At 62.6% G+C, this 13,923-nt stretch carries 9 protein-coding genes; 3 read left to right on the forward strand and 6 right to left on the reverse strand.

Annotated elements, in window-relative coordinates; all coding sequences use genetic code 11:
- Position 1: 1 nt before the first annotated feature.
- The 4 genes from LOY67_RS12345 to LOY67_RS12360 all read right to left on the reverse strand — a co-directional run bounded on the left by LOY67_RS12345 (position 2) and on the right by LOY67_RS12360 (position 8,635).
- Entirely contained in the window at positions 2-3,064 is a 3,063-nt protein-coding gene (locus tag LOY67_RS12345) for a non-ribosomal peptide synthetase (protein WP_265067433.1), read from the reverse strand.
- Positions 3,065-3,175: 111 nt separating this feature from the next.
- The gene (locus tag LOY67_RS12350; RefSeq protein WP_265067434.1) at positions 3,176-4,222 is read right to left on the reverse strand and encodes a TauD/TfdA family dioxygenase; all 1,047 of its coding nucleotides are present in this window, start codon (positions 4,220-4,222) and stop codon (positions 3,176-3,178) included.
- Between the two features lie 17 nt (positions 4,223-4,239).
- Positions 4,240-7,650, reverse strand: coding sequence for a condensation domain-containing protein (locus tag LOY67_RS12355; RefSeq protein ID WP_265067435.1), 3,411 nt, complete (start codon positions 7,648-7,650; stop codon positions 4,240-4,242).
- 7 nt (positions 7,651-7,657) lie between these two features.
- Positions 7,658-8,635, reverse strand: coding sequence for a TauD/TfdA family dioxygenase (locus tag LOY67_RS12360; RefSeq protein ID WP_265067436.1), 978 nt, complete (start codon positions 8,633-8,635; stop codon positions 7,658-7,660).
- 247 nt (positions 8,636-8,882) lie between these two features.
- Here LOY67_RS12360 and LOY67_RS12365 point away from each other — a divergent pair, with 247 nt between their 5' ends.
- The 3 genes from LOY67_RS12365 to LOY67_RS12375 all read left to right on the forward strand — a co-directional run bounded on the left by LOY67_RS12365 (position 8,883) and on the right by LOY67_RS12375 (position 12,937).
- Positions 8,883-10,943, forward strand: a complete 2,061-nt coding sequence (locus LOY67_RS12365; protein ID WP_265067437.1) for a TonB-dependent receptor — start codon at positions 8,883-8,885, stop codon at positions 10,941-10,943.
- Between the two features lie 110 nt (positions 10,944-11,053).
- Positions 11,054-12,475: a diaminobutyrate--2-oxoglutarate transaminase gene (locus LOY67_RS12370; RefSeq protein WP_265067438.1), complete on the forward strand. Its 1,422-nt coding sequence runs from the start codon at positions 11,054-11,056 to the stop codon at positions 12,473-12,475.
- A gap of 123 nt (positions 12,476-12,598) precedes the next feature.
- Entirely contained in the window at positions 12,599-12,937 is a 339-nt protein-coding gene (locus tag LOY67_RS12375) for a fe2+ zn2+ uptake regulation protein (protein ID WP_265067439.1), read from the forward strand.
- A 47-nt stretch (positions 12,938-12,984) separates the two neighbouring features.
- Here the strand turns inward: LOY67_RS12375 and LOY67_RS12380 are convergent, their stop codons facing one another.
- Positions 12,985-13,356: a hypothetical protein gene (locus LOY67_RS12380; RefSeq protein ID WP_265067440.1), complete on the reverse strand. Its 372-nt coding sequence runs from the start codon at positions 13,354-13,356 to the stop codon at positions 12,985-12,987.
- A complete protein-coding gene (locus LOY67_RS12385; RefSeq protein WP_265067441.1) occupies positions 13,356-13,898 on the reverse strand; it encodes a hypothetical protein in 543 nt (180 codons plus the stop codon). Before LOY67_RS12385 ends, LOY67_RS12380 begins: the two co-directional genes overlap by 1 nt.
- Positions 13,899-13,923 lie beyond the last annotated feature (25 nt).

Here is a 13,923-nt window from a genome sequence, read left to right on the forward strand (position 1 = left end):
CTCACAGGTCGGCCTCGTCCAGTTCGGCCATCAGCGCTTGCATTTCGTCGTCGGACAGGCCCGAGGCGCTGAACTCGGCACTGTCTGCCACCGGCTCGGCGGCGGATTCGGCCAGCGGTTGCGCGACCTCAGCCATGGCGGCGACGGTCTGGCGTTCGAAGACTTGTTTGGCCGAGAGCGCGATGCCTTGCTCATGGGCCTGGGCCACCACTTGCAGGCTCAGGATCGAGTCACCGCCGATGGCGAAGAAGTTGTCGGTGACGCTCACGCTCGCCAGCTTCAAGACCTTGGCGACGATGGCTTGCAAGGTGGTTTCCATGGCGTTGCGCGGCGCGACGTGGGTGCTTTCGTCGAACTGATCCGGGTCGGGCAACTGGCGGCTGTCGAGCTTGCCGTTGGGCGTGCGTGGGAACGTCGCCAGGGTCAGCACCCGGGCCGGGACCATGTACGACGGCAGGCGCTCGCCGAGGAAGCGTTTGATCGCCTCCGAATCCGGCGCATAGCCATGGGCGGCGAGGACGTAGGCGAGCAGGCGTTTGCCGGCGGCGTGTTCCTGGACGATCACCGCGGCTTCGCGCACGTCGCTGTGGCTGCACAGTTGCCGTTCGATTTCGCCGAGTTCGATGCGGTAGCCGCGCACTTTGACCTGGTGGTCCTTGCGCCCGAGGAACGCCAGGCGTCCGTCGGCCAGCCAGCACGCCAGGTCACCGGTGCGGTAGGCGCGGGTGCCGTCGGCCAGGGTGACGAAAGCCTTGGCGGTTTCTTCGGGTTTGTTGCGGTAGCCCCGCGCCAGGGTCGGCCCGGCGAGAACGATCTCGCCCGGTTCACCGATGCCGCAGGCCTGGTCGAACTCGTTCAGCAGGCGCAGGTCCATGCCGGCAATCGGGCGGCCGATGCTGACGCTGCGGCTCGGCTCCAACACCTCGTAACTGGCCCAGACCGTGGCTTCGGTAGGGCCGTATTCGTTCACCAGGCGGGCCTGGGGCAGGGTCTTGCTGTGTTGCGCGACCAGTGCCGGCGGGCAGGCTTCACCGGCGACAATCCAGCACTCGAGGCTGTCGGCGCTGCCACTGCGCTGCAATTGATCGAGCAGGGCCTGATAGAGCGATGGCAGCGACAGGCCGTGACTGACCTTGTGCTGGGCAACCAATTGCGCCAGGCGCGCCATCTCCAGCTCTTCCCCCGGCGCCGGCAGTACCAGCCGGCCACCTTGGGCCAGGGTCCAGAAGATCCCGGCGACCGAGCTGTCGAAGGCAAACGACGACAGCAGCAGGTAGGCGCGCACCGGTGCCTCATAGGCGGCCATGCGCACCTGGGTCGAGAAACTCAGGGCGCCGTGGCTGATTTCCACGGCTTTCGGCGCGCCGGTGGAGCCCGAGGTGTAGATCAGGTAGGCGAGGGCGTTCGCGTCCGGCAGGGGCAGCGGCGGCAGCTCGCTCACGTCTGCTTCGCCCAGGTCATCGAGCACGAAACGTTGCAGGGTGACCGGCAGGCTGTCGGCCAGTTCGGCACTGACCACAATGTGGGCGATGCCGCTGTCGGCCAGCATGTAGGCGCGACGATCGGCTGGGTAGCTCGGGTCAATCGGCACATAGGCGCCACCGGCTTTCAACACCGCGAGCATGGCGACGATGGCGGCGTTGCTGCGCGGGAACAGGATGCCGACCGGTACGTCGCGGCTGATGCCGGCGGCCACCAGTTGATGGGCCAGATGGGTTGCGCAGGCGTCGAGGCGGGCGTAGCTCAGGTCGCCGTCGGTGTCGCTGAGGGCGATGGCGTTCGGTTGCTGACGAACCTGGCGGGCAATCAAGTCCACCAGTGTCAGCGCTTCGATGGAGGGCGAGCTTGGCGCGTTGTCGATAATCGCCGATTGCAACGGTCCGCCGAGCGGCAGGTGGGACCAGGCCTGTTGCGGCTCGGCCAGGGCGCCTTGCAGCAGTTGCAGCCATTGTTCGCCAAGGCTGCGTGCGGCTTCGACGCTCAGGGTGTGATGATCATAGGTGACGCTGGCGTGCAGGCTGTCCGGCAATTGGCGCACGTTCAGGCAGGCCTTCACCGGATTCATCAGTGCATCGGCATAGCGTTCCCGGGCATCGCCCGAACGCCAGGCGAAGGCGTAGCCCGTGGTGAGATCCCGGGTGTAATAGTCTTGCCAGCCGGCGCTGCGTTCCACCGAGGCGGCCAACTGTTGGCTTTGCTGGAGCAAGGTGGCCTGGGGATCCAGGTCGATGTTCAGGGGCAGGCACTGCTCGAACACGCCCAGGACGTTGTCCAGTTCGGGACCGCGGCTTTCGTGGATCAAGGTCAGCGGGACCTGCTGCTGGCCGGCCAGTCGACCGAGCAACGCAGCCCAGGCGGCGAGCATCAACTGCGCGGTCAGGGCCGGGTGCCGGGCGAGGTCGGCGGGCAGGGCCAGTGTTTGACGGGCGGGCGCGAAGCCGGCAGCGCTGGGCGCTTCGAGGGACAACTGCAAGGCGGGCTGCTCGGCCTCGTCCAGGGTTTTCCAGAAGCTCACACCCGGATGGTCCGGTTCGTCTTCCACCAGGTTCCAGCGCCATTCGGCGTAGTCGGCGTATTGCAGGGCTTCGGACAGATCCGGCTGGGCATCTTGCAGCAGGGCGTCGGCTAGCAGTCTGAGGCTGGCGAGGTCGAAATGGCTGCCGGCGCCGGCCAGGTCCAGCACCGATACTTCATCCGCCAGTTGCACCAGGGTCATGGCCAGCGGTGTGGTCCAGTCCCGTGGCTGCGCAGCGAGGCGTGCCAGTTCGGCGTCCTGATCGGCGAGGCTGTGTCGGCGCAGATCCAACCGGGCCACCGTCAGTGTACCGGCCTCGTCGATCACCTGCACCGGATGGCGCAGGCCTGGTACCGGCACCAGGCGGGTCCGCAGGATTTCACTGCCGGCCATCAACGCGCCCAGGCGGCTGTTCAGCGCGTCGACGTCGGTCGGGCCGGACAGGGACCATTGCAGGTGGCAACCGAACGGGTGCTCGGCAGCACCCTTGATGTGGGGATACAGCGCTGCCTGTTGCGGCGAGATACGAAAACCTTGGAGTCCGCTCATGTTCAACTCGACTGGAAAAGGGGCTTGGATCTGGAGGGCCGCACCGACGCCGGGGCTCACTGACTGAACGTCAAGGGAGCCGCTCGCGAACGCCGGGTGCGCCCGTTGAAATCAAATAGCGACGTCGCTCGACAGCAGGGCCTCGGCCATGCCGGTCATGATTGCGCGCTTGCCGGTAAAGGGTTCGCGACCATGGACCGCGAGCATGTTGTCGATGAACAACACGTCGCCCTGTTGCCAGCTGAAGCGCACCAGCGAGTCGAGGTAGGCCGCTCGCAGCGCCGCCAGGACCTGCGGCTCGATGGGTTCGCCGTCGCCATAAAAGGTGTTGGTGGGCAGGTCGAGATCGCTGAAGTTGCCCTGCAGCGAATCGCGGATGTGCGGCGGCAGGGTGCTGATGTGGAAGAAGGTCGCATGGTTGAACCAGACCTCTTCACCGGTACGCGGGTGGCGCACCACGGCCGGGCCGCGTTGGCGGGTGCGCAGGCGATTGTTGTCTTTCCATTCCACTTCGATGCCGACGCTTTCGCAGTAGGCTTCGACTTCGCCGCGGTCTTCGGACTGGAATACGGACTGCCATGGCAGGCCGAAACCGTCGCCATAGTTGCGTACGTACAGCACGCCTTTGTCGCGGAAGCGTGCTTCGATCTCCGGGCTGATACCGGCCTTGACCGCACGGGTCGAGCCGATCGGGGTTTCGCCGCCGGTCTCGGAGGGGAGCTGGCAATAGAAGAACAGTCGCAGCGGGAAGCGCGGCGAATAGGAGTGTTCGTTGTGGGGGAAAATCATCTGGTCGGCCGGGTAGTCGGTCGAGGTGTAGATGTTGCCGCCGACCCGGGTCCGGGGCGACGCGCGGAACATATATTCCAGGGCGCCCGGGGAGAGGGTGGCGATCACCTGGTCGAACTGTTCGACGGACGCCACGTTGAACCCGCGAAATAGCAGGGCACCGTATTGCAGCAGTTTTTTCTCCAGGGACTCGCGTTCGCCAGCGGCCCAGGCGACCAGATCGACACCGCTGACCGCCGGTTCGATTACCAGTGGCAGGGCATGCTCCGGGCTGAGCAGGCGCTCGGTGACCAGTTGCTGTTCCGAGACGTTCATGGCTTTGCGGCGCACGGCGCCAAGGGCGCGGGGCGATGGGGGCACGATAGACATAACGGCATCCGACTCGGTTAAAGGGACATTGAGCGACGTTTGGCTTGCAGCATCTGGCTGCGACCGGCCAGCGTGCGGGCCTGTTGGCGCTCGCGCTGGAAGGCCTGGTCCCAGGCATCGATGCGCTCGGCCAGCGCCGGCAACGGCTCGTCCAGCAGGTGGCGGGTTTCTTCCAGCAGGCGCGTCCACAGGTGTTGCAGGCGCAAGGCGCGGTCCTGATCGAAGTATTCGCCGCGGTACTTGAGGGTCGCGTCGAGCCCTTCGGGGCCATGCACCAGATCGAGCACCAGGTGGAAATCTCCGGGCGCTTGCGCCACCTCCAGGGCTTGCAACTGCGCACCGGCGATGGCGGTTGGCGTGGCTCGTGACGGCTGATAGTTGAGCTTCACCTGGAACAGCGGCGAGTGACCGGGCAGGCGCTGCGGCGCCAGGGCCGAGACCACCAGGTCGAAAGGCAGGCCTTGATGGGCATAGGTCAGGCGCGCCTCATCGCGAACACGCTCAAGGAAGACCGCCAATGTCGGTTCGCCCTGCAGGTCGCAGCACAACGTCAGCTGGTTGACGAAGAAACCGATGACGTCGTTGTGCTCCGCCAGTGGACGGCCGCTGACGTCGGTGCCCAACAGGAATCGTTGCTGGCCGCCCAGTTGCTTGAGCACCAGTTGATAGCTGGCCAGCAACAGCATGAACAAGGTCATGCCGCGTTCGCGGGCCAGCGCTGCAAGCTGCTCGCAGGTGGCCTGGGGCACGTTGAAAACCAGGCTGTGTTCGCCTGGAGTCTGGCCGCTACCGCCCAGTTCGAGCGTCTGCGGCAGGCCGGCCAGATGCTCACGCCAGAAGGCCTGTTCGGTGGCGATCCGCTGGTCGCGCCAGTGCGTGGCTTCCCATTGGGCGAAATCGAGGTATTGCACCGGCCATCCGGCGTCCGCCGTGCCGGCCAGTTCCGCCAGCAGCACTTGCGCCGAGCGACCGTCAAAAGCGATGTGGTGCAGGGTCAGCAACAAGTCGTGCTGTTGGTTATCTTGACTCAGCAACTGCGCACGCAGCAGAGGGCCGTTGACCAGATCCACCGGCGTGGCGTGTTCACTCGCCAGGCAGTCGCGCAGTGCTTGCTGCTCGGTCTGCCCGTGCCAGTTCAACGGCACCGGCGTGGCGGGGAGAACCTGTTGTTGCGGGCCGTCCACACCATCGCGATAGACCGTGCGCAGCACGCTGTGGCGGTTGACGAGGCTGTTCAAGCGCCCGGCCAGCCCCTCGACGTCCAACGGACCGTGCAGGCTCAGGTGCAGCACCAGATTGTGGCGGGTGTCGTCCGGGTTCAGTTGGCGGAGGAACCACAGCCGGCGCTGGGCGAAGGACTGGCGGCTTTCGCTGGCGTTCGCACGCTCGGCCGAAGGGCTGTTCGGCGTCGATGGCGCACGGAGGAAATCCAGCAGGTCCTGGGCCCATTGCGCCAGGGTCTGTTCACCGAACAGGCTTTGGGTGTCGAGGTTCCAGCCCAGGTCCCGGTGCAGGCGAGCGGCGAAGTCGGCGACGCTGATGGAGTCCAGGCCTTGACCGATCAGGCTGCGATCGAAGTCTGCCGCCAGATACGGATTCACAGCGTACAAGGTCTGCTCGAGCCATTGCCGGCAAGCGGCCTGGGCGTCGTGCGCCGAGGCTTGCACAAGATGCTTGAGCTGGCTGAGGTCCAAGGCTTCGCGGCTGGCGGCGAACTGTGCACCGCTCTGGGCGATGATGCTCAACGTGCCCGCCGCCAGTTGCTTGCGCGCGCCTTGGCGGGCGATCTTGCCGCTGGTGGTCATCGGGATGGTGCCGGCTTCCACCAGCACGATCTGGTCGATGCCACAGTCGGCGGCTTCGCGCACGGCGTTCTGCATCGAGGCAAACAGTGCCGGGTGCCGCGCCGGGTCGACGAACTTGCGCTGCGGCTCGGCGACGATCACCAGTTTCTCCCGGCCCAGGGCCGGGTCCATTTCCGAAAACGCCGCGATGCGCCCGGTGCGGATGCCCGGTTCGGCATCGGTGATGGCGAATTCGATGTCGTGGGGATACAGGTTGCGCCCGTTGAGGATCAATAGATCCTTGAGCCGCCCGCAGATCACTACCTGGCCTTCGTGCATGAAACCCAGGTCGCCGGAGCGCAGGTAATGTTCGGTGGAGCCGACAATGCGTGCTTCAAAGGCTTCGCGGGTGGCTTCGGGGTTTTTCCAATAGGACTCGGCGTTGCTCGGACCCTTCAGCCAGACTTCACCGATACGATCGGCGGCGCAGCGTTCATGGGTTTGCGGGTCGACGATGGCAATGCTGTGCAAAGCCTGGGGGAAGCCACAGGCGACGAATTCGACGGCGGCGGCATCGGCGGCCGCCAGGGCCACGCGACCGCTTTCCAGCACTGCTTTGTCCAGGCGCAGCGTCACCGGCAATGCGTCTTCCGGCGTGGCACTGACACACAGCGTTGCTTCGGCCTGGCCGTAACCGGGGCTGATCGCCAACGGATTGAGGCCGCAGGCGGCAAAGCGCTGGGCGAAGGCTTGCAGGGTGCCGGGGTGGATCGGCTCGGCGCCGTTGATCGCGTGTTTCCAGGCGCTCAGGTCCAGTTGGGCGATCAGGTTGTCGCCGACCACCCGGTTGCACAGGGCATAGGCGAAATTCGGCGCGAAACTGACGGTGCCACGGTAGCGACTCAACGCCTGCAACCAGGTCGACGGTGCGTTGACGAAGGTCTGCGAAGCCATCAGGTAGCAGGGCATGCCGCTGTAGATCGGCGCCAGCAGGCCGCCGATCAGACCCATGTCGTGGTACAGCGGCAGCCAGTTGACCATGGCGCCGTGTTCATCGAAACCGTAGGCCTGGCGCATCAGCTCGACGTTGGCGATCAGGTTGCGCTGACGCACCTCGACGCCTTTGGGCGAACCGGTGGAGCCCGAGGTGTATTGCAGGAAGGCCACGGTCGAACCGTCGATGGCCGGGCGTTGCCACTGGCTGGCCGGTGGTGTGCCCAGGTGCTGGACGGTCAGCACGTCGACGCGGCCCTCCACCAGGTCCCGCAAGCCTTCGCAATGATCCGCCGGGGCGAGAATCAGTGCCGGCTCGGCGTCCACCACCACATTACGCACGCGTTCAAGGTGCCGCGGTTTGCGCGACGGTGGTGGAAACAACGGCACGGCGATCATGCCGGCATATAAGCAGGCGCAGAACGCCCGGGCGTAGTCGAGGCTGCTGGGCAGCATCAGCAACACGCGATCACCCGGCGCATAGCGCGACTGCAACGCGGCCGCCAGAGACTGGGACTGTTCGTGCAACTGGGCGAAGGTCAGGGTTTCGCCGACCGTTACGCCGTCCGGCAAAAAGTGCAGGGCAGCACGTTCCGGGAAGCGCCGGGCATTGGTTTCCAGCACTTCGATCCACTGTTTGAATGAAAACATCTGCAATTCACGCCATGGCCACGATGACCTTGCGGTCACCGGTGTAAGGATTGCGACCGTGTGCGACCAGTCGGTTGTCGAGCATCAGCACATCGCCGGGCTGCCAGGGGAAGCTGACGGCGGTCTGGCGATAGACCTCGCGCACGCGGTCGAGCATGTCGTCGGGGATGGCCGAGCCGTCGCCGAAATACACATGGCGCGGCAGGTTCTCTTCACCCACCGCAGCCAGCAGGCTGGCGCGCACGCTCGGTTCGATGGCCGACACATGGAACAGGTGCGCTTGGTTGAACCAGACCCACTCGCCGGTCTCGGGATGCTGCTGCACCGCCGCGCAACGCTGGCGGGTGCGCAGGTCGCCATCGGCTTTCCATTCCCACTCTATGTCGTTGTCCTGGCAGTAGCGCTCAACCTGGGCGCGGTCCTGGGTGTTGAAGACTTTCTCCCAGGGCAGGTCCAGGGCACCGCTGTAGTTGCGTACATAAAGCAGCTCGCGGCTGGCGAACAGCTCGCGGATCTCGGCGGGCATGCGCTGGTAGATCAGGCGACTGTCGGCAATCGGTGTCTCGCCGCCGGTTTCACTGGCCTTGATGCAGTGGAACCAGATGCGCGAAGGCCACGGCCGGGTGTAGGCCTGCTCGTTGTGCAGGGGGATGAACTGATGGGCCGGGTATTCCGTGGAGCTGTAGACCCCGGCGAAGACTTTGCTGCGTGGCGTGGAGCCGAATTCGTAGCTGGCCAGCGGCGCGCCGAAGCTGGCGGCGAAGCGCTTGAAATCGATGGGGGTCGCCACGTTGAAGCCGCGAAGCAAGACGCCGCCCACGGTGCTCAGCACATGGGGCAGGCGGTCGCGCAGCGCTGCGTCCAGATCGTGAATCGACTGCCCGGGCGCCGCTTGCACCAACACGGGCAACGAGTGTTCACCGCCGTCCGTGGAAGTCATTGAAAAAGGCTCGGAACGCCTGTCCAGGTGTTCGATTGAGGTCATCCGTGTACATCCTCTTCTATCTTTTTCGACCCGTTGCAGGTCCTGAAAGCGGCGCAATAGACGCTTATGTAGGACCCGTCTGTAGTGTTTTGGATCTAATACAAGACGACATACTAGGTACAAATGAGATAGATTATCAATACTATTTATTTAATTTTTTTTTGGATTAGACTCCGCTCCGCTGGCGCCAAACAGCATTCAGCCAGCTCAAAAAAACCAAAAAATATCTGTCGCAGGGGTGCGGGGCTTGAATTTCAAAAAGAATACAATTGCGTTGGCTGTGGGGTCGGCATTGGGCCTGAGCAACTGCGCATGGGCGGCTGAAGAATCCACTGCCGTGGAGATCGCTCCGATCACTGTGACGGGTGAGAAAATCAACCGTACATTGGAGCAGACTCAGTCCAGTGTGGTGGTGGTCACCGAAGAGAAGCTGCGCGAGCATAGCGACAAGAACCTGGTGGATCTGTTTGCTCGTACACCGGGTGTCTATGGCCAGGCCGATAATGAAACCTGGGGTATTCGTGGTGTGCCGGTGGCGGGTTTTGATGACCAAGGGCCGGGAGCCATCAATGGCGCTGTATCGGTGTTTATTGACGGTGCCGTGCAGCCGACCCGTGCGCTGACCTTAAGCCCTGTCCCGCTTTGGGATGCGGAGCAGGTCGAAGTCTTCCTGGGGCCGCAGTCCACGACACAGGGCCGCAACTCTTTGGCCGGTGCGGTCGTTATCCAGACCAAGAATCCAACCTTCGAACCGAGCTTCTCGGCGCAAACCAATGTGGGGAACTATGGTGAGCACGGGGCGGCCGTCGCAGGTGGCGGAGCCATCGTCGATGACAAGATCGCTGGTCGTATTGCCGTGGATACTTCCGACGGTGACGGCTACATCCGCAACATCGCGCTCGATAAAGATGCCAACCCGCACCGCACCAGCAACGCCCGCGGCAAATTGCTGATTTTGCCCAATGACGATACGGACGTTTTGCTGACCTACGCCCATAGCGAACACCGCCAGGGTGACCGCTCGACGATGCGCGGCACCGATGGCAAGCCCAGCTATTACGACATCTCGTCCAATACCGAGGCCTTCGATAATCTCAAGCAGGACACCCTCAGCGCCAAGGTGGATTACCGCCTGAACGATGCCTGGTCGCTGACGAGCATGACCGCCAATACCAGCTCGGATTACAGTAACCGTCTGGACTTGGATCAGACCGCACTCGGTAATGACGTCGTTCTGCGTAAGCACGAGGGTAACCTGTTCAGTCAGGAGCTGCGTCTGAATTACGCCTCGGACACGCTGAAGAGTTTCATTGGTGCCTACTATGGCCACAACACCAACCGCTTCCACGATCGGTTGTTCTTCGATGAAGTGCTGTCTCGTACCTCCAAAGGCGAAACCAAGATTGAAAACAAGGCGGTGTTCGGTGAAGTCAACTGGACGTTCGCGCCGCGCTGGACGTTGATCACCGGCCTGCGTTATGACCACGAGACCAACGACACTGATATTGACCAGGATGGTTCCTTCGCTCCGGCGACAATCAATAAGTCATTTGATGCCGTGCTGCCGAAACTCGGCATCGACTACGAGCTGGCAACGGACCAATACCTCGGTTTCATGGTGCAAAAAGGCTATCGCGGTGGTGGCGTCAACCTGCGCTCCGGTAGTGGTCACCAAGCCTACGACCCGGAATACACCACCAACTACGAGCTGTCCTATCGCGGCTCGTTCTTCGACAAAACCCTGCGTACGCGCGCCAACCTCTACTACACCGACTGGAAAGACCAGCAAGTGAGGGTACAGCAGAACGCAAACGCTCCCCTTGATATCTTCAACGCCGGTCGCAGCGACATCAAGGGCCTGGAGGTCTTTGTCGAAAAGGATGTCACCGAACAGCTGACGCTGAACATGGGTGGGTCCATCACCGATGGCAAGTACAAAGACTTCGTCACCGGCACTGGTCAGGACATGAGCGGCGAATCGTTCCTGGCTTCGCCCAAGTACAAGATGTCGGTGGGCGGTGTCTATCACTATGACGACCGCCTGATGTTCGGCACCGATGTTATCTATCAGAGTTCCGCGCCTTCGGAGTACGAGTTCACCAACAACAAGGTCACCGGCGAGCGTCGGAGCGACAACTATGTGCTGGTGAATTTCAACACTGAGTACAAGGTCACCAAAAACGTCGCGGTGTCGGCCTACGTGAAAAACGCGTTCGACAAGGAATATGTCACCAACAACAGCAGTGACGACGTCATCGACGTCGGCGCACCGCGCACGTTGGGCATGATCCTGCGCTACGACATGTAAGCCCAGGGGCGCGGGAAGGCAATCTTCCCGCGCCCTTTTTTTTGCAGCGTCACGGGTATTCGTTTTCAGGCTGTTGTTCCCTTCCAAACCCAGCCTCCATGGAGGAAATCATGAACGCTTTTTCAAATGCCACAACCGGTGGCGCGCCACAGCTACGCCTGTTGCATACCGGCCTGTCGAACCCTTACTGCCTGGATCCGACGCCGCTGCTGGAGCGTCAGCAACAGCAGGAGTCCAACGCTCGCAGCTATCCGCGACGCATTCCCCTGGTGCTTGAACGGGCCCATGGCATTTATGTGCAGGACAGCCGCGGGCAAGTGTTCGTCGACTGCCTGGCGGGCGCCGGGACCCTGGCCCTGGGTCACAACCACCCGGTGATCGTCGAAGCCATTACCCAAGTCATGGCGGCCGGCGTGCCCATGCACACCCTCGACCTCATGACCCCGGTCAAGGACGCCTTCGTACAAGAGATCTTCGCCTGCCTGCCCAGCGAATTCGCGCGTAACGCCCGCATCCAGTTCTGCGGCCCAAGCGGCGCCGATGCGGTCGAAGCCGCGCTCAAACTCACCCGCACCGCCACCGGCCGCCACTCGGTGCTGGCGTTCGAAGGTGCTTATCACGGGATGACCCTGGGCACGCTGGCCATCAGCGGCAACCTGTCACCGAAAAATGCCCTCGGTGCGTTGACGCCAGGGGTGCAACGCCTGCCGTATCCCCATGATTTCCGTTGCCCGTTCGGGGTGGCCGGAGAGCAGGGCGTGACATTGAACGTGCGCTACCTTGAGCATCTGCTCAATGACCCGGAAAGCGGCGTGACCGCCCCGGCGGCCATGATTCTCGAGCCGATCCAGGGCGAGGGCGGGGTGATCGCCGCGCCGGACCGCTGGCTCCAGGAATTGCGCCGATTGACCCAGGCCCACGGCATTCCCCTGATCGTCGACGAGATCCAGTGCGGCATCGCCCGCAGTGGGCGGATGTTCGGCTTCGAGCAGTCGGGTATCACCCCGGATGTCATCACCCTGTCCAAGGCCATCGGCGGTGGGTTGCCGCTGGCGGTGATGGTCTACAACGATTCACTGGACACCTGGCAACCGGGCGCCCACGCCGGCACGTTCCGCGGCAACCAACTGGCCATGGCGGCCGGCACCGCAACCTTGCGCTTCATTCGCGATGAAGGTCTGGTCAAGCACGCCGAAACGGTGGGCGCTCATCTGCGCAAACAACTGCAGGCGCTGCAGAACGAGTTCGCCTGGATCGGCGATGTACGCGGTCGCGGCCTGATGCTGGGCATGGAAATCGTCGACCCACAGGGCACCCTCGACGTGCAGGGGCATGCACCGGCGGATACCACCCGGGCCAAGGCTTTCCAGCAGGCCTGCCTGAAGCATGGCTTGATCGTCGAGCTGGGCGGGCGCCACGGTGCGACTGTGCGCTTCCTGCCACCGCTGATCATCACCGAACAGGAAATCGATTTCGTTGCGCAGATCCTGTTCCAAGCGGCTAGCACGATCAACGAGCGCCTCGTTCGTTAAAGGACCCTATGCGCCCAGGGCTTGCCGATAAGAACGGCAAGCCTGCTGGGTGAATAGAGGGGATACCCGTACATTCTGAAAAGGACTATTCGCATGTACAGACATTCAGCATCGGCATCGTCCATGACGCCAACGCAAGGCGAGACGACCGCCACTCCACACCCGCTCGAAGGCGACCGTCACAGCATCCGTGAGTTGCTGCGACATTACGGGCTGCGCACCAGCCTGATCCGCTTCAAGGTCATCGATGCGCTGCTCGTTGCCGCCAGGGATGGGCGCTCCATCAACGTGCGCGGGGTGCACCGCTACCTGGGGCTGTTTGCTGGCGAGTTGTCGCTCGTCAGTGTGCGTGAGGTGCTCAGGCGGCTGTGTGACGAGGGCGTCATCTTTTTTCAAGCCGACAAGAGCTACCGCTTTACCAAGGAGGCCAGCGCAATACTGAGACAGTACGCGGGGGGCTGAGTCAGGGGCTGTGGTGTGGTCTGTCGTTGGACAGATGAAGTATCGAATCAGTCAGGCGACACTATCCGATCGACAATTCCATGCAGGGTCCTTTCCAGCTCCTGATTCTCCAGCATTGTCTCCGCAACTTTTTTCGATATGGTGCCGAATTCGGGATGCTCCAGAATGGTTTCGCCAAACTCCCAGCGCAATATCTCTTGCACCGTTATCACTGTTGCCGCTTCATGAAAGTCTTGGGTGTTTCTATTGAGGTCCTGAAGACGGTTCTGCAGTCGTATACGCAGTGCTTCAAGGTCTTTTGCGCCTTTTCCGGTTTTCACTGCGGTTGTACTGTTTGCAGTGCTCGATGTCACCCGGTCCTTGGGTTTGGCTAGCGCAGCGAGAACCTGGGACAGGCGAGTCTGATCGATTCGGCTCATCAGGAAGTCTCGAGGGTGTCGCGATAAGCGCCAAGGAAAACGGCGGGCTCGGCTATATTGGCGCTTGGGGCAGATGGAACGTCTGAAAGGCTTGCCAGTACCCGCTGCATATCAGCCTTCAATGCCGGGTTGGAGCAATCTGGCAGGCCTTGTGTCAATCGGGCAATTGCCCCTTGGGTGTTTTCGTCGAGCAACTCCAGGTACGCCCCGGAGAACTCTCGCAAGCTTGAGTCTTTCGAGGTCGCCTGGAGCGAGTTGAATGCCTTCCGAGCCTCATCGGTTTTTGATAACTGAAGACTCAGCAATCCAAATTGGAACCGTGCGATGTCCATTCCGGGATCGAACTCCAGTGCCTCGATCATTTCCGCGTGTGCACGTTCCAGCAGGCCCAGCTCCGCGTGTTCGGCGGCACGAAAATAATGCACGGCCGCATTTTTCGGTTCCAGCTCAAGTGCTGTGTTCAGATAGTTCAGTGCCGCGTGGTGGTCACCGTTTTGACTGGCATTGATAGCCAGGTGCAGGTATTCCGATGCGTCCAGCATGTTGAGTTTCCCCATAAACGATGAC

Origin of the sequence: Pseudomonas sp. B21-056, from assembly GCF_026016325.1 — a bacterium.
Lineage (GTDB): Bacteria > Pseudomonadota > Gammaproteobacteria > Pseudomonadales > Pseudomonadaceae > Aquipseudomonas.

Excerpts from the sequence above, each read along its gene's own strand:
- LOY67_RS12345 (WP_265067433.1), bottom strand. The coding sequence starts at position 3,064 with ATGAGCGGACTCCAAGGTTTTCGTATCTCGCCGCAACAGGCAGCGCTG.
- LOY67_RS12385 (WP_265067441.1), bottom strand. The coding sequence starts at position 13,898 with ATGCTGGACGCATCGGAATACCTGCACCTGGCTATCAATGCCAGTCAA.
- LOY67_RS12350 (WP_265067434.1), bottom strand. The coding sequence starts at position 4,222 with ATGTCTATCGTGCCCCCATCGCCCCGCGCCCTTGGCGCCGTGCGCCGC.
- LOY67_RS12360 (WP_265067436.1), bottom strand. The coding sequence starts at position 8,635 with ATGACCTCAATCGAACACCTGGACAGGCGTTCCGAGCCTTTTTCAATG.
- LOY67_RS12370 (WP_265067438.1), top strand. The coding sequence starts at position 11,054 with ATGAACGCTTTTTCAAATGCCACAACCGGTGGCGCGCCACAGCTACGC.
- LOY67_RS12375 (WP_265067439.1), top strand. The coding sequence starts at position 12,599 with ATGACGCCAACGCAAGGCGAGACGACCGCCACTCCACACCCGCTCGAA.
- LOY67_RS12355 (WP_265067435.1), bottom strand. The coding sequence starts at position 7,650 with ATGTTTTCATTCAAACAGTGGATCGAAGTGCTGGAAACCAATGCCCGG.
- LOY67_RS12380 (WP_265067440.1), bottom strand. The coding sequence starts at position 13,356 with ATGAGCCGAATCGATCAGACTCGCCTGTCCCAGGTTCTCGCTGCGCTA.